Below are 22,389 nucleotides of genomic sequence, written 5' to 3'. Positions count from 1 at the left end.
ATGCTGTTACTCGTTTATAAGCATAAATTCCTAATGTTTTTGACCACGCTTACCTTTACCTTTCGTCTCACAGGTTGTAGCGGCATAGGCCATTTCTACAGTGCCACCAGCATTCATTTGTACTTCATTGACTTTGACATTATCATGTTTTTTATGACAACGATCTATTTCGCCTTGGAAATTCAATGTAGCGGTACCACCCTCAGTTCTTACTACTTTCAGGTCTACACCAGGTACTGGTGATGTGCCGTTGCCATTATTAAAATATGATGAACCGACGGTACCATCGTCATTTTCTATGCCAACAGTTAAGTTTGCTGGTATGAATGGCAGGTCAGCATAAACAAACCAAATATTTGACGTCCCCGTTTCTACCCAAACTTGGAAAGTAGAAGTCGTAGTTTCACCAAAAAACGGTACATTTTCCCATTCATAAATAGTGAACTGTTGTGGTCCTGCATTAAGCACAGCTACGTACCAATTCCCGCCTGCACCAAGATTTAAATCAGCCCAGAACGGCGCTAATATATTATTTGGAGGAGTAGCATTAGGAAGGTCCTGATTTGCAAAGGTAGTAGCTAGACCACTAGCTGTGCCTACTTCAATGGTGCCATTAACCGACCAAATAACACTGGAATAAGTTTGACCATTGTAGTCAAATGGTGGGATATCCAAAATGAATGCACCATCATCACAATTAGCTGGGCAACCAAAAGGTGCAATACCAAATGCTCCTAGCGAGAAGTAACCAAAAGGGGCCGGCGATTGTTGAAGCTCAAGGCCGCCAACATCAAGGTATACACTCCAATCAATTTGATTATCATTTACACTAACAGGAGATGCTTCTGAGCCATTGGTAATTGCGCTGCTCACTGAACCATCAACTAAACTCATGCCATTAGGCAACATATCTGTAATATCAATAACATCAATCATTTGACCATTAGTTACTTTAATTTCATAGTTAAGTACATCACCTTCTTTAGCTGATGCCATATCGACAGTTTTTGACAAGTTAGCCGTTGAACTTCTATTAGTATTAACGGCAATAGGCATATGTAAGTTAACAAAATGATGACCTGATGCTTCTAATTTTAACTCTCCAAAGTTCCAGCCAGTGGGCGCTAATGTGGTGTCAGCAGTGATCGTAATATTGGCACTTTCACCTGGGCGTAGCGAAATATTTTTAGGCGAAACATTTACTTGCATAGTGTCACTGTTACCACTTAGCTTCCAATGACCTTGTCGGTCACCGGTATGCGTGACAACACGCGTCCAGCTACAAGTTCTCACACAATTACTTTCTTGCATACTGGCAATGTTTAAAGTGCGAGGATCTCCACCCGCACTAGGGTCAGCGGCCAGAAAGTTTTCGGGAGTCTCACTTAGCACTAGGCCTGATCGTAATACTTTGTTTAATTGTACTCTACCGGCACCCACATCAAACGGGTCTGCTGGCGTCATCGCGTCATCTTTTAAGAGATGGTTAGACTTAGAAGTCATCATTAAAGCCGACTTTATCTCGTATGGCGTCCAGTCAGTCAACATGCTGACTAAAGCACCACTACCTGCATTATGCGGACTTGACATAGAAGTGCCAGAGAGAAAAGCATATTCTGGAGAAGGTGTGACGCCGTCAGTATTCACTGCCGCCATAATATCTACACCGGGTGCAGTAATATCAGGCTTTAATATATCAAGTGTAGTATTGGGACCACGTGAACTGAAACCAGCGGTGATATCGCCATTTGCATCATCGAGATTGAGTGAATAACCTTGAATAGAACCCATAGTATTTGCATTGGATGCTAACCAATTCTTCAGAACTTCACCATTAGTGAAGCCCAAATGTACCCCGGGTAAAAAGTGAGCATCGCCTACAACAGCCTCGCCGTTAGCCGCGGCATTTACAAGCACAAAACCGCCAGCCCCACCTGCTAGCACATTAGCACCTTTTGCTGTTCGAGCAATCTCACCACGATCACAAACCACTATTTCGCCATTGAAATGTCCTGCAGGAAATGGATCTAAACATTGCTCTGGAGTTGTATCGTTTAGTGAACCATTAGCTGTTGGGAAATTGCCCGCATAAACCATAGCAGCAGGACCATAACCACTGGTAAAGCCCTTGCCAACAATATTAGCTAAAGCATCATCGTCACTGGACATATCCACGACTGCATTTTCTATTTTTCGATTATGAGTCATTGCGCCGGTAGTACTAACCCATGGCGAGTTATGAGCAACCGTTGCTGCACCTGGGCCACTATTACCCGCAGAAACCGCGACATAAATACCGGCAGCCGTAGCATTTAAAAAGCCTAATTCTACAGCGTCACTATAAGGATTTTCACCGCCTGAAATTGAATAGTTCAATGATTGAATACCGTTAGGAAGATTAGCTGAATCTATGACCACCTGATCAATAGCAGCTAATAGTGCTGAACCTGGACAACCGTCAACACATACATCATATATTATAATATTGGCATGAGGAGCAACGCCTGAAATATCACGACTTAAATCAGCTGTTGGCGCAAACATAACCGCAGAATTTACAAAGTTACCTGCAGTGGTACTGGCAGTATGACTACCATGACCGTCACTATCTTCAGGAGAATTAGGATCAGCAGATGTTTGCACCATATCCCAAGCACCAATAAGTTTGTCATTACAGAACCCTGGGTTGGTATCACAATAGCTACCGGGGATATAATTACCAGAACCTAATGGATTCTCATGATCGTAACCGTCACCGCCCACGTCAGCAAATGAAGGATGGTCATGGTTAATACCGGTATCTAAAATGGCTACAACGGCTCCTTCCCCCATTGAACCCATTTTATGGTTTTTCCCATGCTTACCATGATGTTTATCACTATGCCTACCTTGCCAGATTTTATCAGCACCTATCCAAGCAGGGCCTGCATCAGTTAAAGGGTATTCAATACGCTCTTGGGTGACACTGATGACATTCGGCAACGTTGCTAACGCTTTAGCTTCTTGTTGGTCTAATTCCATCGCAACACCATTAAAGGCATGTTGATATTTATATTTCACATTGATTTTACGGCCAAAAGCGCGCTCGCAATGTTCAACTAAATCTGTTTGTTTGGATTTTAAGAATTTCGAATATTGCTTGCTGGCTTTTGAATTGGCGTTGAGTGATTTAACACCTAGCGTTGCAGGGTTAGTAGCGCTGAATGCTTCAATTCCGCCTTTATAACTGGCGACGGAAGGTGAATTCATTCTAACGATATATATCGCTTTACCATTGTCTGCTATAACTTTTTTATAACTTTCATTAGCAGAAACAATGCTCTTAGCGTTGAAGTCATGGGTTGTTACTTTGACATTTTCAGCATTAGCCGAAATTGCGACAAACATAGCGATAAAAAAGCTACATAGCCGTTTAAAATTGTGCGAATAATAAGAAGGAATTTTATTGTCTATCATTGTTTTTATCTCCAATTATTTGAAATAATTTCCGAGAAGTGCACAACAGAAGCACTAATACATCACGGTAAAAAATATTATCTTTAAATATCAATCGAATGTGATTATTAAGGAAGAAATACAAACGTTCAGTGCACTCAAACAACTCAATAAAATTTGAGATATTTGCAAGTAATTGATTGTGTTTAACCAATAGGACTGGCGTAGGAAATCTAAAAAGACATTAGATATTATTTATAAACATTAGAAAGAATAGGTCATTTCTAGCCATTCAACAAACATAGGGTATAACCGAAGCCCTTTTTCGTGAAGTTTAAGGCGTTTAATTAATCAGGTATGATCTGAAGGTGTCATTTTGATAATTTTATATTTGATGGAATAAACAATACGACGCATTAATTATTGCGAAGCGACAGCCATTAATCGCTACCATATTGTATTGTTCAATTTCTAAACTTAACGCTAAATGTCACATTAAAATAGCGTGAGTATATCTCTACTGCTGCAACTTGATCACTAGGCTATCTTCAACAATCTTCAATTTTTCAAGCAAAGCCTTTCTTGAATCTGCTGACATAAGCACATGACCCACTTCACTACTAGTACTGTCCCGTTCACCAACCTCAGATCCTGCTTCGACTTTACACTTAAATTGCTCAACTTCTTTAAGTTCCTTGAGCGTTTCTAGGCCTGATATATGATCAACAATACCAGCCCCTGGATGGATCATAAACACACATGCAAATTTCTTCGCTTTAATGGGTAAAGGCTTTGGTGTCGTTCCTGTTTCAAGTTCGACATAAGTTTTCCATGGATTGAAGCCATAGGCATACTCAATAAGCTCCATATAGTAACCACCTGGCGGTCTCACTGCCATTTCACCGAAAACCGGACCGCTTTTGGTCAAATAAAATTCAGCATGGGTCATCCCATTTATAACGCCAAACCCAGCAATAACACGATCGTTTATTTGAATAATTACTTGTTCTAAATCTTGTTCAAAAGCGCCTGGTACGATTGATTTCTTCCACTGATGCAGGTATTCGGTGATATTATGAAAGATAGGCAGGCCATTATGAATAAACGTTTCCACACTCACTTCAGAGCCTTCGACAAAGGCTTCGGCCAATAAGCCGGGCTTGGCGTGTGCCTTGATCTCATCAAGGCTATTCAACACCTTAACGCCTCTGGCACCCGATTCAGCTACAGGCTTAACCACAAGCGGCAGTCCTAATTTTTCGACTAACGCTTCAGGCGTATCTTTATCAGTAATGAGATGAAATTTTGTAATGGGTATATCGTACTTTAAGGCTTCCAACTTCATTTCGTTTTTATTATGCAAAATGTTAGTAATATTTAGCGGAGTGCCGGTAAGTTTGAATTCCTCTCGGATCATAGCCGCAATATTAACACTTGACTCCGTAGCAGCCATGACGAACTCGATATTGAACTCTCGAATAGCCTCTATATCAGCAGTTAAAAGCCGTTTTTCGCAACTTTTAAAGGGTGTTTCAATCCAGCCAGCCAACTTTTCTTTTCGACTTTCGTGCAGAGCACCATCACTCCAAAGAAAAACGTTATGCTTCATTCTTAATGCAGCGCGATAACATCGACCTCTTTTACCAATAATTAATACATTAGCCATTAAACATCCCCGAAAATTACAAGCGTAGACAGCTATCCATTAAGTCTAGTCAATCTAGTTGAATTTATATATAAACGCATGGCCATTGTTTAGTTCAAAATAGGACGAGGAACAATTTTGTAAAGTTAATTCTTAAGCGAACTCAAGATATTGTGCCAGCTAAAATAAAACGGCAACTAAAAATTTTTAGTCCATGTTTATATGTTAGATTTTTTCTGCTGGTGAATTATTTTATTTTTATACCAATTTGATTAATTAAGCGATCGACTTTTTCATGAGGGAAAATGGATAATGACAAGGCATAAAATTTAGTCAGTAATTATACTACTTATAAATTTTATAGCGCCGTCATTATTAATTTTAACCATTAAAAATGAGCCGTTAATTAATCAACTTGGTATTACAGGGAGGAAATAAAGAGAAAGGAAGGAGAACAACTGGGATGCCGCCGACAAAAAAGCCTCGATATTGCTATCGAGGCTTATTGTAAAATAGTTGAGATGACGCATAAGCCGGGTTTTGTATCTCTTCCGAAGAAAAGTGACAATCATTCGTCTAGGCCTTAAATCGCTCTAAGGCTCAAGCAACCTACCCGGTTTCCACGCGAGCCACGCTTATACTATGCTAACTTGCGCTAACTTAGTCATGAAACCCTATTTGGTCTTGCTCCGGGTGGAGTTTACCCTGCAATTACTGTTACCAGCAATCCGGTGCGCTCTTACCGCACCCTTTCAGCCTTACCTGTGAATCCCGAAGGAAACCATCGGCGGTCTTCTCTCTGCTGCACTTGTCGTGGGCTCGCGCCCCCCAGGCGTTACCTGGCACCCTGCTCATTGGAGCCCGGACTTTCCTCCCCTCTATCTGTCTACAACTTATAAATAAGTCGCACAACGATAAAGCAGCGATTGTCTCGTCAACTCGGCGCGCATTCTACCCCAAATTTCCCCTAAGGTCTAAATTAAATGTTGTTAGCTGTTTTCCACTGTTATAGTAATCTCAATAGTAAAATGAGGCTTATTTATGATCGAACTTTGGCATTGCTACAATACACGTTCATTACGTGTTTTATGGGCTTTAGAAGAAATACAATTGCAGTACAATTTACATACTTTATCATTTCCACCGCGCTTTTTAGACAAGGCATATTTAGAAATTAATCCCTTGGGTACAGTACCTTTCCTTAAAGACGGCGATACCACACTAACAGAATCAAGTGCTATGTTGCTCTACCTAGCAGAACGATACAGACAAACTGACTTGAGCATACCGACTTCACACCCAGAGTATGGTAATTACTTAAATTGGCTATTTAGTAGTGATGCAACCCTTACCTTCCCACAAACATTAGTCTTACGATACAGCCAATTTGAAAGCGCTGAACGCCAACAACCACAAGTTGTTAAAGACTACGCTATTTGGTATTTAGCCCGTTTAAAGCGATTAAATAGCCATTTAGAAAACCATAACTATTTAGTCGACAATAAATTCACCATTGCTGACATTAGCGTGGGCTATGCACTTTATTTAGGAGAGTTATTAGGATTAGCTAAACAATATCAACCACAAACATTCGCTTATTTGCAAAGGCTTAAAAATAGAGCAAGCTTTATGGCGATTAAAGATATAGGTAAAGAAATCAGTAATTACACCATAAAGCCAGTCGATATAACTTAAACGTTATACTCAGTCTAATGGATATTATTCTTTCATGGCTAAGGCGTATTCATATAACGCATTTTTCTTTACCCCATGAATTTCAGCGGCAATAGCACAGGCTTTTTTCGGTTTCATTTCTGATAATAAAAGCTTTAACGTGGCTACCACATGGGCTGGAATATCATTTGGATCAACTTTCGCACCTTCAATGATCAAAACCATTTCGCCTTTAAGTTGGTTTGGATCGCCTTGCAAAAAGGTTAATAAATTGGCCGCAGTGTCGGAATGAATAGTTTCAAAGGTTTTGGTGAGTTCTCTTGCCATAACAACATAACGCTCGCCGCCAAGGGTTTTAACAATATCTTCAACGGTGTCAATGGCTCGACGTGGCGCATCATAAAACACCATAGTACGTGTTTCATTGGCTAATTCATTTAAAGTTGATTGTCTTGCGCCTGTTTTTGACGGTAAAAAACCTTCAAAGGTGAATCTATCTGTGGGCAAACCCGCAACTGAAAGCGCAGCTATAGCCGCGCAAGCACCTGGAATAGGCGAAACACTCAGTCCTTGTTGACGACAATGGCGCACCAAATGAAAACCAGGATCGCTGATCAATGGTGTACCCGCGTCTGACACTAAAGCAACGCTTTTACCTTCCTTTAATAGTGCTGCTATTTGCTCTTGGCGTTGTCGCTCGTTATGATCATGCATCGACATTGTTTTGTTTTTAATGGCAAATGCCGATAACAAACGTTGGGTATGTCGCGTATCTTCACAGGCAATAACATCAACCTGTTCGAGTATATCCCGCGCCCGTTGACTAAGATCACCTAAGTTACCGATGGGTGTGGCAACAATATATAAGGTGCTGGGCAGAATTTGAGAATCCGACATAATAAAATACTTGTGTTGAGACTGAAGAGGATGAAGTTTATTATAAAGCACTATTAAAAAGTATGGATTTATTAACTTTGACACTTACTAAATGGTTTTCATCTTATAAAAGTGGCCTTTGTGCATTTGCAACAGTGGCTATTTTGGCTAGTTGTTCAACAACTAAGCAAAGTAAACCAGCAACTTCTACGGATAAACAAACTGAAATTACGCAAGCGTTTGATACAAACTTAACCGCTGAGCAATTAGTTGCTCAAGCTTCCTCACAAGTTTCTTCAAACCAACAAGGTGAAGCGGTAACTTCGTTATTAAACGCAAGTGAATTATATTTAGCACAAGCTAAACCACATAAAGCACTTTGGTTAGCCAAACAACTGGAAGTACTAGCACCATCAGCAATCCAACAATATCGCCTCGCCATTATTGAAGCTAAAAGCTATTTAGCCTTAACAAAAATTTCTGAAGCTTACCTTGCTCTGGAAAACGCTGATAGCATTAGAGAAGAAGCACAACTCACTCAGACTGTGGACTATTTTCAAACATTAGCCCGCGTGCAAACACAACGTAACCTGCCTATTGTCGCACTCGATGCAAACTTAAGAGCTTTTGCTGGTAATTCAGCCGCAACTGATAGCGATATTGAGCTAATTTGGCAGCAGTTTTGTCAATTATCACCATGGCAACTTCAGCAGGTAGTTAAAATGTCTCCGCCAAACATTAAAGGTTGGAGCAAACTGATCACTTTTGCTAATAAGTTTGGTGATGACGACGCTAAACTTCAACGCTACTTAAGTCAGTGGCAACGAGAGTTCAGCACACATCCTGCACAATATATTGTTGCCAACTTAAGTCAACAACACCCAGCCATAATCACCAATGAATATCAAAACATTGCCATTATTATTCCGCTTTCAGGTAAACAAGAACGCGCAGGCAAAGTAGCGCAACAAGGTATACTGGCAGCTTATAATATTGATAGCGGTAAAACCTTACATTTTATTGATTCAACGACTTTAGACATGACGACACTAAATGCTAAGCTAACCGAGCTAAACGTCGACTATGTTATAGGTCCACTACTGAAGGAAAATGTAAACAGCTACTTGGCTCAAACTGAGTTAACCCTTCCTACGCTTTTACTTAATTTACCAGCAACCGTTGCTTTATTACCGCATCAAGTTGCCCTGTCAATGCGACCAGAAGATGAAGCGATTCAAGCAGCAACAACGCTCAGCCGCCAACAGTATCAATTCCCTATTATATTAAGCCACCAAGACAGCGCCAGCCGACGTATTGCGCAGACATTCAGCCAACAATGGCAACATATAACAGGTAAAACACCAGAAACTGTATTTTTTAATAGTGATGCAAAAATGCAAAATCAACTTAAAGCCAGTCTAGGTGTTGATCTAAGCCAGCAACGCACAAAAGAATTAAATCGTCATATTAAATATTCAATTAAAAGTGAATTACGCAACCGTCGAGACATTGATATGATTTACGTGGTGGGCTTGCCGCTAGAAACCAAACTTTTAAAACCCTATATTGACGTTAATATCAGCCCATTTGCCGATATAATTCCGGTATTTGCTAGCTCGCGTAGCCACAGTTCTAAAATAGATAAAAGTGATAATCGTGATTTATCTGGCTTAACTTTCACCGAAATGCCTTGGCAATTACGCAGTAAGCAACAAAATAAAGCCTTAGCAGCACAAGCTAAAAAACTTTGGCCTAATCGCAGCGATAGTTTACAAAGCATTTTTGCCATGGGTTTTGACAGTTTGGCTTTAGTTGATAAAATTTTTGCTATGCAAAATAAAACTTATGTCCGACATTATGGTCAAACTGGCATATTGCAATTGGGCAAGGATAACATTTTGACCCGAAGCTTAATTTGGGGCAAATACAGCCGCAGCAAGGTACAAGAATTTGTTATGGACTAACAAAACTAACACAGTGACCACAGGTAAAAATAGCGAGCAATTAGCTGCTCACTATTTAACTCAACATGGTTTATTATTACAGACATGCAACTTTCAAAATCGCCGTGGTGAAATTGACTTAGTCATGACTGAGAACGACACTTGGGTGTTTGTGGAAGTAAAATATCGCAAAAATTCACACTTTGGCGGTGCTATCGCAGCTGTTTCAATTAAAAAACAGCAAAAAATTAAGCAATGTGCGGCATTTTATCTGCAACAAGCCGGATTAAATGAATATAATACCCCTTGCCGATTCGATGTTATCGCGATGCAGGGCGACATTAATAACCCAGAAATTACTTGGCTTAAGAACGCCTTTTAATCAATGCCTTTTAAGAACTGAAACAACGGAGCTAAGTCCACCATGTTAGAACGGATAAAAAGTAATTTTACTGAAAGCATACAAACCAAAATTGCCGCCAGCGAATTATTGGCAGGGCCAATTGAACAAGCCGGAATGACGATGGTACAAAGTCTATTAGCCGGTAATAAAATATTAGCCTGTGGCAATGGAGGCTCAGCTGGTGATGCTCAGCACTTTTCCGCCGAGCTATTAAACCGTTATGAAACAGAACGTCCGCCGTTGCCAGCAATTGCTTTAACGACCGACAGTTCAACGATTACCTCTATTGGTAATGACTATCATTTTGATGAGATTTTTTCTAAACAAGTACGTGCGCTCGGTAATAATGGCGATGTATTACTCGCTATTTCAACCAGTGGTAACTCACGTAACGTTATTAAAGCCATTGAAACCGCTGTATCTCGTGACATGCCTATTATTGCCTTAACGGGTGGCGACGGTGGAGATATTGCAGGCCTACTTGGTGAAAACGATGTTGAAATTCGTGTGCCTTCAAGCCGTACTGCGAGAATTCAAGAAGTTCACTTAGTGGTTATACATTGTCTATGTGACATTATAGATACTACATTGTTTCCACAAACTGAGGCTTAGTATGTCAATAAAATCAATTGTCAGCACAATTACACTTGCTGTATTACTACAAGGGTGTGTTGCGGCCGCTGTTGTTGGCGTTGTCGGTGGTGCAAGTGTCGCAACCGACAATCGCTCTTTGGGTAATCAAATTGACGATCAAAAAATTGAAATTGATGCAAAGGCCAAGATCAGAAAAAGCGAGGCTTTAAGTGATAACACCAACTTACAAGTGATCAGTGTTAATGGCAGTGTATTGGTTATTGGTCAAGCGCCTAATAGCTATTTGCGTGATCAAGCTATAAAAGCGATAAATGAGATTAATGGTGTTAAACAACTGCATAACCAAATCCGTATAAGTAACACGACATCTTTTACCACAAAAACGAATGACGTTTGGCTAACATCAAAAGTAAAAACCGCTTTATTTGGCACTGAAAAATTAGATGCTACCAATATTAAAGTGGTCACAGAAAATGCTGAAGTGTTTCTAATGGGCTTAGTCACTAAAGCACAAGCGAACGTTGCGGTAGATATTGCTCGCAATGTCAGTGGTGTTAACCGAGTATTTAAAATATTCGAATATGTTACAGAAAATAAAATTGACTAAATTATCAAGCCGAATGGTTGTTACTCTCACTAAACATTGTCACTCCCTCACATCCATATGAACGTGACATTGCCTATATGGATGTAGGTACTTAGTTTTTGTCAGGAACAAAAAACTGACCGTTCATCCTGAACATCGTCACTCTCTCACATCCATATGAACGTGACATTGCCTATATGGATGTAGGTACTTAGTTTTTGTCAGGAACAAAAAACTGACCATTCATCCTGAACATCGTCACTCTCTCACATCCATGTGAACGTGACATTGCCTATATGGATGTAGGTACTTAGTTTTTGTCAGGAACAAAAAACTGACCGTTCATCCTGAACATCGTCACTCTCTCACATCCATGTGAACGTGACATACCGTTCATCCTGAACATAAAAAAGCAAACCAATAGGTTTGCTTTTTTCTTTGTATTTTTCATTGTTTATTAACAATGTACGAAAAATATTCTTCCTTAAATAATGTAGCTATACTTGGCTTTCGGATTGCGCTTTACCTATTAACTCATGCTTTAACCATTGAAATGCTTGCTGCCACTCGAGTTCTAAGCCTGAAAAACTGCAACTATTCCACTTATCATATGCGCGAGTTAACTTTAACTCTTCTATAACAACTTTGCTTTTATCTGAGTAATAAACAAAAGCAATGGCTTTCAACCCCTCATAAGAGCCTACGGTTAATTTCGCTTCATAACTATAAGTATATTCATTGATTCTATTGATAAGCATGCCAAAATTACCAAAAATATGTGCTTTAAAAAACACATCACACTCTTCTATCATTTCAAGTGACAATTCAATGCCTTCATCAATAGTGACTTCGACAATATTTTCAGCCAGTAATGTAAAGTAACCAAAGCTTAATCTATGTTTCATTATGCTCCTCTTTATCGACTTGTTATGTAGCTATGTTATTTACCCCCACCCTTTATTCAACAGTCATATTTATTCGCTACCTATTAACCATAGTGCGAAAATTAGGTTATTCAAATAACAAAATAGCTAAACTCACCAGCTAAAAGCTTAGCAATTGAATTCACTATAAAACTAATTGCCAAATAATTTTTCTAACCAAGATTTCTTCTTATTTTTTGTCGGCGCATATTCACACTCGGTTTCATAAATCAGTCCAGTGGTTACAGCAGGAAGTAACTGTGAATTATCGCAATCTTGCATAACTGCTCGGCCGCTTTTATTATCAAAACGAACTAACTCAACACTTGCAGGCACATTATCACGTCGGCTAACCGCACCATTTTTACGCATAAATTCAGCAAATAATACTAGAGCACCACTGCTACCGGTTAATTTAGTCGGCTTATTATCGTCTCGACCTATCCAAGAAGTCACTAAAAGATCGTTGTCATAACCGACAAACCAACTGTCACGTAAATCATTAGTTGTACCTGTTTTACCCGCGAGGCTTTTATCTTTAAGACGCCAAGATAGTGAGCGTGCAGTGCCTGATGTTGTGACTTTATTTAAGGCAAAATCGAGTAAATAAGCGGCTTGTGTAGAAATAATTTGTTGCTCTAACGCCTGAAACTGCCATAAAGTTTCACCACGTGCGCTGACTATACGCTCAATTGCGTGTGACTTTTCTGCCACTCCCTCATTAGCAATCGGTATGTAAAGTTGATTGATCTCCATTGGTGACATATTTAATGACCCCAACAGCATTGAAGGACGAGTAACAATGTCATCCTGATAGCCTAATAAATGAATGGCTTGAGCAATATTATCTAGCCCCAATTGCATACCTAAATTAACCGTAGGCACGTTAAGACTAGAAACTAAAGCATCAATTAAATGTACTTCGCCTCTGTACTTTCCATCATAATTTTTTGGTCGCCAAGCTTGGCCATCTTCATTTGAGAGTGTAATCGCTTTATCTTCAATTAATGTAGCTAAATTAAATCGTTGATAACGCTCTAATGCGGCTAAATATACCGCAGGCTTTATTAACGAGCCAATAGGACGTTTGGCATGCAGTGCGCGATTAAAGCCAGCATAACCGGCTTCTTTACCGCCCACTAAGGCACGAACCACACCAGATTTAAAGTCAGACACCACCATCGCAACTTGTAATTCAGAGCCCGACTCTTGTTCCAAAGTCGGTAACTTTTCATCAATACTCGATTGCAGTGCTAATTGTTGATTTATAGAAAAACCAGTAAAAACTCTTACGCCAGATTGCTGCTGATATTCGGATAAATGCCGTGATAGCTCAGCTTTAACCAATTGCAAGTAAGCAGGGAACTTTTGTTGTTGTACTCGACGCTTTTTTCTTATTGATAGCGGTGACTCAATTGCATTCTCAAACTCACGCTGAGAAATTATTTCTTGTTGATACATTAACCTTAAAACAAGGTCGCGACGCTTAATTGTGCGTTCTGGAAAACGCCAAGGATCGTAATAACTGGGTCCTTTTACTTGGCCAATAATCATCGCCATTTGTTCTGAATTTAGCGATTGAATTGACTTACCAAAGTAAAACTCAGCCGCGAGGCCAAAGCCATAAATACCATTGGCATAATGTTGACCTAAATAAACTTCATTGATGTACGCTTCTAATAATTGGTCTTTACTATATCGATACTCTAATATCAGCGCCATAATCGCTTCGTTAGCTTTTCGCCATAAGGTTTTATCGCGGGTTAAAAACATATTTTTAACCAGTTGCTGCGTTAAAGTACTCCCCCCTTGAACCGTTCGACCTGCCATTATATTTTGATAAAGTGCGCGTAAAATACCTAGAGGAGAAACACCATGATGAAAATAAAATTCGCGATCTTCAATTAATAATAAAGTATCTAATAGCTTTGTCGGCACGGCTTGTAAGGTAACTAACACGCGATCTTCTTTGCTTTCGGGCAAAATCCTGTCAATTAATAGCGGTTCTAACCGTACTTGATAAACTTGTTCATTATCAATATATAAAGCCTTAACTTTTCCCTTAGCTATATCAATAGTAACTTTTGCAGCGACTTCCATACCGGAGCCAAAGTCGAAGGCACGACGATAAACAATGGCGCGGCTTTTTGACAATGCAAATTCGCCAGGGCGTTGCACTTCAGTAACTTTTTTGTAGCGATTCGCCGTTAAAGCTAGCTGTAAGTTAGTAAGCGTTAACTCGCTACCAAGAGTGTAATCTTCAATAGCACCAAACACCTGAACAGGTACCTGCCAACGCTGGCCTTCAAACTTATCACGCACTTTACCGTCAAGATAAATGCTATAAAGAAACAGTATAAAAATAATCAAAACAGTCATTTTCAACATGAACCAAAATGACCACCTCAGCATTCTTTTTACACGGCTATCGCTAATATCCTCGGCTATTTTTGAGGTATTTCCTTTATCATTATTTGAATTTTTGGTCGCTGTTTTTGCTGTTTTTTTGACTGTCATACTTTATTAAATTACCGCTAATATATGCCATTAAGGGGCTATAATAATCTAGCTAAGACTATATCCCAAACGATAATTTTTAATGCGAACAGTTAGGTCGTATCTGAGAAAAATTAACGATATAATTCGGCTTTAATTATTGTCAATTTCTATAGGTTCATTATGTCTGCATTTAACATGCTCGTTGTACTGGGTTCAACAGCGTCGGGTAAAACCAAACTAGCGGTAGAACTTGCTAGAATGCTAAATGGTGAAATAATATCAGCCGATTCACGACAAGTGTATCGTGGTTTAGATATTGGCAGCGGAAAAGACCTTGATGAATATCAAGAAATTGAGCATCACTTAATTGATATTGTCGAGCCCGGATACGAATATAATATTTTTGATTTTCAAAAAGATGTTATTAATGCCTATGAAAAAATCAGCCATAAAAATAAGTTGGCTATTATGGCCGGTGGTTCAGCGCTTTATGTCGACTCAATTTTAAAAGGTTACCGCTTAATTGAAGTACCGGAAAATAAAGCACTTAGAGCAATATTAGCCACATTTAGTCATGAGCAATTAACTGAAAAGTTAATGCAGCTAAAACCTAATTTACATAACACCACAGACCTTATCGAGCGTGACCGCCTAATTCGAGCCATTGAAATTGCCGAAGGTGAACAAGCAGCAAAAGACAGCATTAATGACTTCCCGGCACTAAAACCACTGATATTTGCCATAAAATGGCCAAGAGAGATAATTCGCCAACGTATTACTCTGCGCTTAAAACAGCGCATGGAACAAGGCCTTATTGAAGAAGTTGCCCAATTACATGCCCAAGGAGTTAGCTGGGAGACCTTATATTTTTACGGATTAGAGTACCGCTTTATAGCGCAACATTTACAGGGCCAGTTAAGCAAAAATGACTGTTTTCAAAAACTCAATGCTGCAATTCATCAGTTTTCAAAAAAACAAGATACTTGGCTGCGAAGATTAGAACGTAATGGCACTAAAATTCACTGGTTAGACGGTGATAAAAATACGCTGGTACAAGCAATGGCAGTTATCGCGCAATTGAATAATCAGCGTTAAACCAAGTTGAGTAATTAGTTCAGTAAAAATGGAGTTGAACAGCTAACAAGCGGCTGATTAATCATGTTTTGCAAGCATGGTATTTACGAATGGAAATAAAGTGGGACTTAACTTTCGCTGCTCATAACTCATAGAGTACAGAGCAGAGTCTGCTTACCTAATGTTCAATAATAGTGTGTTGTTAGCCGCAACATTTTTTATATTTTTTGCCACTACCACATAAACACGGATCATTACGGTTTGGTGTTTTTTCAAAGGTAGTCGTTGTTGGCTTGTTTAATATTGCAGTCAGCTCAATAATATTTTCTTCAGCGCTGCTATCTACCGTAATATCAGCAAATAGTTCATTTTCTGCAATAACAGCTTCAATTTCTACTTTCTTTTCTTCACTGGTAACCACTAACGTTAACGGATGTTTTTCTGTGCCAAGCTTAACAGCACGTTTGGTGTTATAACCTGTTTTTACATGGTTTACTCTGGTGTGGATACGGCCTTTGTAATACAGATCGTGCATGATGAACTCCGCTAAATAAAATACTATAATTTAAATACTAGGTTTGAGCGCGGCAGTATAACGTAAAACGTAAAATAGTCGACTGTTCAATTTAAGAACTTCGGTCTTGGCCCTTTTAGCGAAAGTAAGTAAAAATATAGCTTGAGCAGCGAGCGCTCCTCAAGCTATTAGAGACCTGCTAAAAAGTTACACTAACTTTACCGTAGACATATCTACCGGTAAAACCAAATGGAGAAAAGCCTGAATACGGAAACAACCTAGAGAAGGTAGTAACATCATCAACCAATTCACGTGTTGTATCAGGGTAAACATCAAAAATATTATTAGCCCCTAAAGTCAATTTAACATTGTCTGTTACTGCATAACTAACATCAAGATCAGTCAGCCATTTTTCGGGTAACACTTCATTACGCTCAGGGTTCTCAGACGGATCTTGTGTTTCACCATAACGAGTAACTCTTAGCGTGGCGTACCAACTATCTTTATTCCATACCGCACTTAAATTCAATTTACTTTTTGGAGAACCCACTTCAAAGCGACGCAATTCATTCCCAGAAAATAGATTGCCTTGATCAAATCCAGCGCCCTGCAATACCGCTGGAGGAGCAATAATATCGGTCACTTCATTTTTGTTGTAGTTAAAGGCTGCATTAAGTAACAAGCTGCCCATATCTTGAATATCCATAGAATAAGTTGCCACCACATCAACGCCTTTAGTTGTACTATCAATAGCATTCAAGAAAAATCGCGCTCGGTTTGCACCAGTATCGGCTAATAAAGCTTCTACTTCAGGGCCTGATAAGTTATTAGATAAGACAATTCGATCGTCAATATCAATGTGGTAGTAATCTACCGACAAGCTAAACTCACTTACTGGTGTCCAAGTGAAACCACCACCAATACTCACCGAGTCTTCAGCATCTAAACCTGGCGAACCTAGCGCTTTAGCAACATCGCTATTTGGTGCAAAAGTCCCTGTTTCGGTTGGCACGGCATCTACAAAAACGGTCGAAATAGAGGTAAAATGTTGTTGCTGTAAAGAAGGTGCTCTAAAGCCAGTTGAAGCTGATAAACGCAGAGCAAACTCATCACTTAATGTGAATCTATTAGCAACTTTACCACTTACAGTAGAACCAAAATCGGAATAATCTTCATAGCGAGTTGCTACTGTAAGATTCCACATTTCAGTGATATCTGCTTCTAAATCAATATAGGCGCTGACGTTATGTCGGCTATTATCCCCTGCGGATTCAGGCGTAAAGCCTGGAAACACTTGCGAGCCTGCTGAACCAAAGGGACCATTGACTGCATCAGTAACTTCTCCACCACTGCCAAAAGTTCCTTGCTCATACGAAGCAGACTCACCCGCTTCAATTTGATAGCCTTCATTCCTATATTCGAAACCAAAAGCAACATTGAGGCTACTTTCAAATATATCAACATCCACCTCTCTGCTAAAATCAGCATTCAGTGTTAGTTGATCGTAAATTAACGTGCCGGCATCAAATTCAGTTTGGCTCGAGGGGCCAAATGAAGTGTTTAAACTATTAATAACACCAAATTGAAACTCATCCTTACCGTAGACGGCTGACAAGTCGTAATTAAAATCACTGATATAACCACGTAAGCCGATAGCACCTGAGTAATCAATAATATCTGACGTGATCACCGGTAAGAAACCATCGGGATAAATACTCTGCACATTGCGTGAATCATTTGCTCGTCGATAAAACCCACCACCCTCGCCGTCTCTTGCGCTATATGAACCAAAGGCATAAAGCTCTGCATCTTCGTTAAGGGCATAGCCACTATTAATAAAAACAGCGAGGTCTTCTACATCGCCATTGCCAAAGGTATGGTTGTATCTATTTACCGTTAGTTCACGCGGATCTAAACTGTCATCGTTAAGACGAGCATAGTTTTCGCGTTTATCATAGTCAGCACGATTAGCTGAACGACGGTCACGAAACTCAGTTGAGACATTGACAAAACCATCTTCACCAAGCGCAAATCCTGCGTTAGCTCTTAATGTTAAGGTTTGACCATCTGTAACTTTTCGATCACCCCCTTCCGTAAAAGCTAAGTTGCCATTATTCCCAACATCAACTGACTTTAAATCTGGCACACCATCCATGGTAGATACATTAGCACCATAAGTGACGGATGCTGAGCCGCCACTATCAGCATTTTTCAGTACAATATTAATGACACCAGCGATGGCATCTGAGCCATATTGAGCGGCTGCACCATCACGCAAAACTTCAATTCTTTCGATAGCATTAGCGGGAATTGCATTCATATCAACAGCCGATGAGCCTCGACCAGAAGAACCATTTAAATTCAATAAAGCACTACTGTGCCGGCGCTTACCATTAATTAAGACTAAGGTGTGATCCGGTGCTAAGCCTCTTAATTGTGCGGGGCGAACATGATCGGTACCATCGGTAATTGAAGGTTGAGGAAAGTTGAAGCTTGGCAACAAAGTGCCTAAAATTTGATTGGTTTCGGTAAGCCCTGTATTCATAATTGAATCAGAGTCGATAATATCAATGGGAACAGGGCTGTCTTCAATACTTCGTCCAAGTCGTCGAGAGCCAATTACGCTAATTTGCTCTATATCTTGGTCAATTTTAACTTCCTCAGCTATAGCTTTAGTGGCGAGTGTCGTTGCTGATAAACCAGATAAAGCGATTGCTGATGCAACTAAGCAAAGCTTTGATTTTATATTTTTTGCATGTGTCATGTTTTTTATCTCCTATTGTCGTAAATTTCCGTATACTTCCATTTCCTCAACCTGTCTTTGTTACACACCTACACGTTGAATTATTATTCACATATATAGCATAGATAACTGGCAAACATTAACAATAAATATCTCATAATTTTAAAATTAAAAACCAGTCTTTTTTCGATAAGGTCTATACAGCTTAAGTTTAACTCGCTTTAAATTTCTGTTTATTTGACATATACCATGCGAAGATAAATCTTTATTCACACAGCAGAGTGTTATTATGCAAAAGTACCTTAGATTTATTATCATTCCTATCTTATGTTTTACCGGTTTTTTACAAAGCTCAATAGCGGCTGAAGATTACACCATCAACACGGATAAAATCTTAGTAACCGTGGTACTTAAGCACCAACAAGATAAAAGCTTATCTGAATTGCAAAAGAAAATGGATGAGAATCGATTTTGGCAGTCATTTCCGCCCAAAGGCATGGAAATAGACTCATGGTATGTCATGATGGGATTAGGGCAAGTCATTACCCTAAAAGTTGCTCCAAAAGACTTACGGACACTTAACCTAGCCATTGAAAAGTCAGCATGGGGTATTTTCGAAACTAATATTTACCCAACTTACGAATTTAAAGGTATTGCTCAATCAATTAAAGCTAAAAAGGCGTTAGAAGATAACGAATAACCTCGATTTTTGTTTGTTAAACTATCAAATTATCAACTTAATGGTATGAACTTTGATGCTTTCCATGTTACGGCAACAGAAAAGTAACTATCTCTGAGGTAGGGTCAGCTAGAGCGTTCAATTAATAATTATTGAACGTAAGGACTCTACCAATCAACTGTATTTTTTAAGGCCTGTGGACGTCCAACTAATTTTATTTTCCTCTTTATATCTGCCAACGCGCGTCGGGTTGCCAGCTATTGATCCATGCAGGAATATCACTCGCCGGCATAGGCCGAGCAATACCATAACCTTGAGCCAAATTACAGCCCAGTTTCAAAAGCGCGGTGCCATGTTCAATACTTTCGACTCCCTCAGCAATAACTTCACGTTTAAATGATTTAGCTAAGGCTATAACACCTTCAACAATGGCTAAATCATTATTATCAATTAGCATGTCTCGCACAAAGCTCTGATCTATTTTAATTAAGTTGGCTGGTAATCGCCTCAGATAAGTAAGTGAGGAGTAGCCAGTGCCAAAATCATCCAAGGCAAATTCTACCCCGAGCGACAAACAGGCATTCATAATTTTCGAGACATGATGTACATCATCTAAGCCACTTGTTTCCAGCACTTCTAATCCTAAGAAACGTGGTTCAACACCAGGATGAGCGGCGAGTAGTGTTGTTAATCTTTGCGCAAAATCAGGCTGTTGTAATTGTACTGCTGCAATGTTTACACTCGTGTTCACTTGTAAGTTAAGACCCATTTGTTGCCACTGGGTGATTTGTGTTAATACGGTATCTATTACCCATTCCCCTATTTCGATACTCATAGGGTTATTTTCAATAACAGGTAAAAATTCTATTGGATTTAAGAGCCCACGCTTGGGATGTTGCATGCGAATAAGGGCTTCAACACCTATTACTGTACCTGTTTTCATATTCACTTTAGGCTGATAGTGCAGTACAAAATACCCTTTATCTAAAGCCCTACGAATAGTTTCAAGGCTCTCCCGTTGTACTTTAATCGCATCATCATGAGCGGTATCAAATAAGTGGAAACGATTTTTACCCGACTGTTTTGCTATATACATAGCTTGATCTGCGTGACGCATAAGCTGGTCAGCATCGACATTATCTTGCGGGTAAAAGGTTACCCCTATACTCGCTGATACATTCAAAACTACACTACCAATGGTAATAGGCTCTGACGCTGCCAATAATAATCGCTCTAAAACCGGTTCACAATCTTCAACGGAGCTTAAATCAGCTAATACAGCGACAAACTCATCACCACCAATACGGGCTAAACTATCACCTTCTCGTAACGCTGCTTTCATACGAACTGAGACAGCAATGAGTAGCTCATCACCAACATTATGGCCATAGTTATCATTAATAAGTTTAAAGCCATCTAAATCAAGAAATAACACCGCGAGTGCTTGCTGATGACGGCTGCACTGTAACATAGCATGAGATAAGCGGTCAGCGAGTAAAACACGATTTGGCAAGTTGGTCAGTAGGTCGTAATGGGCAATATGCTCTAATTGGTTTTGATGCGCTTTCATTGCAGTAATATCGGTACACAATGAAACATAATACTCCACACAACCATCGGCATTATTGACCGCGCTAATGGTGCGCATTTCAGGGTAAATTTCACCATTTTTACGTCGATTCCATATCTCACCTTCCCAGTAACCTTGTTTAAGCAGTGTTTGCCACATTTCGGCATAAAATTCTGGCGAGTGACGTGCTGACTGAAGAATTTTGGCATTCTCTCCTAAAACTTCCTCTGACGTGTAGCCAGAAATGCGGCTAAAAGCATCATTGACTTCAGTAATTGTGGCAGAAGCATCAGTAATCATAATGCCTTCATGTGCGTGGCTGAAGACACTAGCCGAGCGTTTTAATTTTTCTTCGATCTGCTTACGTTTGGTAATATCGTGAACAACCCCAACGAGAAAATAATTACCTTTCGCGTCAGTGAATCGATTTTTTCTTGTCATGACCCTTTTTTGTTGTAAACCCGTCGGTGAAAGTGTCTCTTCGCATAAAATTTCTTGTCCTTTTTCCAACACTTGTCTATCTATCGCAAAAAAGTGCTCCATCTCGCTAACTGGAAAGTTCTCAGCCAGTGTTGAACCAATTATTTGGCTCCTAGGCAACTCAAAAAAACTACAAAAAGCATCATTGACTAGAATAAATTTAAATTCTTCATCTTTGACAAATATTGGATCTCCTGCATTATTAAATATAGCCCGAAGATATTCCTCAATATCATGAGGATTTCCGGAAAATTTATTTAACGGTGCTGTACTTTTATCCTTATCAAACTCCATATTAAACAGTCCCTAGTTAGATAGGCTATACAAGTGAGAGTCAAAAGTGCTGATACAGCTTTAAAATATGAAATAATCTGCGCATTAAGCGTATGACATCGACTTAGCTAATCGCTCTTCTACCTATAAAACTTTAGAGCTAAGCCTTGGTTTTTGCAATTTTTGTAGCTTTAATTATGTAATACCAAAAAATATTTAAAAAAATTAACCACGTTAACTTACTACTTTGTTTTTGAGTCACTTGAACAAAAAACCCACATTAGCATAGAGTAAACAGTCAGATATTGGCTTAATGTTTGGCGGTATAACTCAATTGTCATCACTCAAGTGAAACTAATCCTCTAGCGCATTATAACTTGAAAATTTCGACCCCATCGGATGTAAAGTTCAGCTAAAAAAGTCATCATAATAGCCAGCTTGCCACAAAAATAAACCATTCAAATTTTTTCCTTATAAA

15 protein-coding genes and 1 other RNA gene are annotated in these 22,389 nt (G+C 39.4%); 7 read left to right on the top strand and 9 right to left on the bottom strand.

Going from position 1 to position 22,389, the window contains the following annotated elements:
- Positions 1–30: 30 nt before the first annotated feature.
- The 3 genes from B5D82_RS11570 to rnpB form a co-directional block, all read right to left on the bottom strand.
- Positions 31–3,456, bottom strand: a complete 3,426-nt coding sequence (locus B5D82_RS11570; RefSeq protein WP_081151692.1) for a S8 family serine peptidase — start codon at positions 3,454–3,456, stop codon at positions 31–33.
- Between the two features lie 496 nt (positions 3,457–3,952).
- Positions 3,953–5,101, bottom strand: a complete 1,149-nt coding sequence (locus B5D82_RS11565) for an ATP-grasp domain-containing protein (protein ID WP_081151690.1) — start codon at positions 5,099–5,101, stop codon at positions 3,953–3,955.
- A 492-nt stretch (positions 5,102–5,593) separates the two neighbouring features.
- Positions 5,594–6,022: RNase P RNA component class A (gene rnpB, locus B5D82_RS11560), an RNA gene on the bottom strand.
- A gap of 99 nt (positions 6,023–6,121) precedes the next feature.
- Here rnpB and B5D82_RS11555 point away from each other — a divergent pair.
- Positions 6,122–6,775, top strand: a complete 654-nt coding sequence (locus B5D82_RS11555) for a glutathione S-transferase family protein (protein WP_081151689.1) — start codon at positions 6,122–6,124, stop codon at positions 6,773–6,775.
- A gap of 24 nt (positions 6,776–6,799) precedes the next feature.
- Here the strand turns inward: B5D82_RS11555 and rsmI are convergent, their stop codons facing one another.
- Positions 6,800–7,651, bottom strand: a complete 852-nt coding sequence (gene rsmI / locus B5D82_RS11550) for a 16S rRNA (cytidine(1402)-2'-O)-methyltransferase (RefSeq protein WP_081151687.1) — start codon at positions 7,649–7,651, stop codon at positions 6,800–6,802.
- A 77-nt stretch (positions 7,652–7,728) separates the two neighbouring features.
- On the opposite strand from rsmI, the gene B5D82_RS11545 reads away from it, so the two are divergent.
- Genes B5D82_RS11545 through dolP form a run of 4 tightly spaced genes read left to right on the top strand, consistent with a single transcriptional unit; the run spans position 7,729 to position 11,177 of the window.
- Positions 7,729–9,594 carry a penicillin-binding protein activator gene (locus B5D82_RS11545; RefSeq protein WP_157673885.1) on the top strand — a complete coding sequence of 622 codons (1,866 nt, stop codon included), beginning with the start codon at positions 7,729–7,731 and terminating at the stop codon, positions 9,592–9,594.
- A complete protein-coding gene (locus B5D82_RS11540) occupies positions 9,581–9,955 on the top strand; it encodes a YraN family protein (RefSeq protein WP_081151684.1) in 375 nt (124 codons plus the stop codon). The genes B5D82_RS11545 and B5D82_RS11540 overlap by 14 nt, the downstream gene beginning before the upstream one ends.
- 42 nt (positions 9,956–9,997) lie before the next feature.
- Entirely contained in the window at positions 9,998–10,588 is a 591-nt protein-coding gene (locus B5D82_RS11535) for a phosphoheptose isomerase (protein ID WP_081151682.1), read from the top strand.
- A 1-nt stretch (position 10,589) separates the two neighbouring features.
- The gene (gene dolP / locus B5D82_RS11530) at positions 10,590–11,177 is read left to right on the top strand and encodes a division/outer membrane stress-associated lipid-binding lipoprotein (protein WP_081151681.1); all 588 of its coding nucleotides are present in this window, start codon (positions 10,590–10,592) and stop codon (positions 11,175–11,177) included.
- Between the two features lie 476 nt (positions 11,178–11,653).
- Here the strand turns inward: dolP and B5D82_RS11525 are convergent, their stop codons facing one another.
- Positions 11,654–12,061, bottom strand: a complete 408-nt coding sequence (locus tag B5D82_RS11525) for a hypothetical protein (protein ID WP_081151679.1) — start codon at positions 12,059–12,061, stop codon at positions 11,654–11,656.
- Between the two features lie 171 nt (positions 12,062–12,232).
- Positions 12,233–14,596: a penicillin-binding protein 1B gene (mrcB, locus tag B5D82_RS11520; protein ID WP_081151678.1), complete on the bottom strand. Its 2,364-nt coding sequence runs from the start codon at positions 14,594–14,596 to the stop codon at positions 12,233–12,235.
- Between the two features lie 162 nt (positions 14,597–14,758).
- Between mrcB and miaA the strand changes: the two genes are divergently transcribed.
- Complete coding sequence (miaA, locus tag B5D82_RS11515; RefSeq protein WP_081151676.1) at positions 14,759–15,673, top strand: tRNA (adenosine(37)-N6)-dimethylallyltransferase MiaA; 915 nt, start codon at positions 14,759–14,761, stop codon at positions 15,671–15,673.
- 181 nt (positions 15,674–15,854) lie between these two features.
- Here miaA and B5D82_RS11510 read toward each other — a convergent pair whose 3' ends face one another.
- Positions 15,855–16,187, bottom strand: a complete 333-nt coding sequence (locus tag B5D82_RS11510) for a PBPRA1643 family SWIM/SEC-C metal-binding motif protein (RefSeq protein WP_081151675.1) — start codon at positions 16,185–16,187, stop codon at positions 15,855–15,857.
- A gap of 178 nt (positions 16,188–16,365) precedes the next feature.
- Positions 16,366–18,930 (bottom strand): TonB-dependent receptor plug domain-containing protein, encoded by a 2,565-nt coding sequence (locus B5D82_RS11505; RefSeq protein ID WP_081151673.1) that lies wholly within the window; start codon positions 18,928–18,930, stop codon positions 16,366–16,368.
- A gap of 268 nt (positions 18,931–19,198) precedes the next feature.
- On the opposite strand from B5D82_RS11505, the gene B5D82_RS11500 reads away from it, so the two are divergent.
- Positions 19,199–19,609: a hypothetical protein gene (locus tag B5D82_RS11500; RefSeq protein ID WP_081151672.1), complete on the top strand. Its 411-nt coding sequence runs from the start codon at positions 19,199–19,201 to the stop codon at positions 19,607–19,609.
- A 205-nt stretch (positions 19,610–19,814) separates the two neighbouring features.
- On the opposite strand, the gene B5D82_RS11495 is transcribed toward B5D82_RS11500, so the two are convergent.
- Complete coding sequence (locus tag B5D82_RS11495) at positions 19,815–21,932, bottom strand: putative bifunctional diguanylate cyclase/phosphodiesterase (protein ID WP_081151670.1); 2,118 nt, start codon at positions 21,930–21,932, stop codon at positions 19,815–19,817.
- Between the last annotated feature and the right edge of the window lie 457 nt (positions 21,933–22,389).

It is taken from the genome of Cognaticolwellia beringensis, from assembly GCF_002076895.1.
Classification (GTDB): Bacteria; Pseudomonadota; Gammaproteobacteria; order Enterobacterales; family Alteromonadaceae; genus Cognaticolwellia; species Cognaticolwellia beringensis.
This window is presented reverse-complemented; position numbering and strand designations above follow the sequence as displayed.

Excerpts from the sequence above, each read along its gene's own strand:
- rsmI (WP_081151687.1), bottom strand. The coding sequence starts at position 7,651 with ATGTCGGATTCTCAAATTCTGCCCAGCACCTTATATATTGTTGCCACA.
- B5D82_RS11495 (WP_081151670.1), bottom strand. The coding sequence starts at position 21,932 with ATGGAGTTTGATAAGGATAAAAGTACAGCACCGTTAAATAAATTTTCC.
- mrcB (WP_081151678.1), bottom strand. The coding sequence starts at position 14,596 with ATGACAGTCAAAAAAACAGCAAAAACAGCGACCAAAAATTCAAATAAT.
- B5D82_RS11500 (WP_081151672.1), top strand. The coding sequence starts at position 19,199 with ATGCAAAAGTACCTTAGATTTATTATCATTCCTATCTTATGTTTTACC.
- B5D82_RS11510 (WP_081151675.1), bottom strand. The coding sequence starts at position 16,187 with ATGCACGATCTGTATTACAAAGGCCGTATCCACACCAGAGTAAACCAT.
- B5D82_RS11555 (WP_081151689.1), top strand. The coding sequence starts at position 6,122 with ATGATCGAACTTTGGCATTGCTACAATACACGTTCATTACGTGTTTTA.
- B5D82_RS11535 (WP_081151682.1), top strand. The coding sequence starts at position 9,998 with ATGTTAGAACGGATAAAAAGTAATTTTACTGAAAGCATACAAACCAAA.
- B5D82_RS11505 (WP_081151673.1), bottom strand. The coding sequence starts at position 18,930 with ATGACACATGCAAAAAATATAAAATCAAAGCTTTGCTTAGTTGCATCA.
- B5D82_RS11570 (WP_081151692.1), bottom strand. The coding sequence starts at position 3,456 with ATGATAGACAATAAAATTCCTTCTTATTATTCGCACAATTTTAAACGG.
- dolP (WP_081151681.1), top strand. The coding sequence starts at position 10,590 with ATGTCAATAAAATCAATTGTCAGCACAATTACACTTGCTGTATTACTA.
- B5D82_RS11525 (WP_081151679.1), bottom strand. The coding sequence starts at position 12,061 with ATGAAACATAGATTAAGCTTTGGTTACTTTACATTACTGGCTGAAAAT.
- miaA (WP_081151676.1), top strand. The coding sequence starts at position 14,759 with ATGTCTGCATTTAACATGCTCGTTGTACTGGGTTCAACAGCGTCGGGT.
- B5D82_RS11565 (WP_081151690.1), bottom strand. The coding sequence starts at position 5,101 with ATGGCTAATGTATTAATTATTGGTAAAAGAGGTCGATGTTATCGCGCT.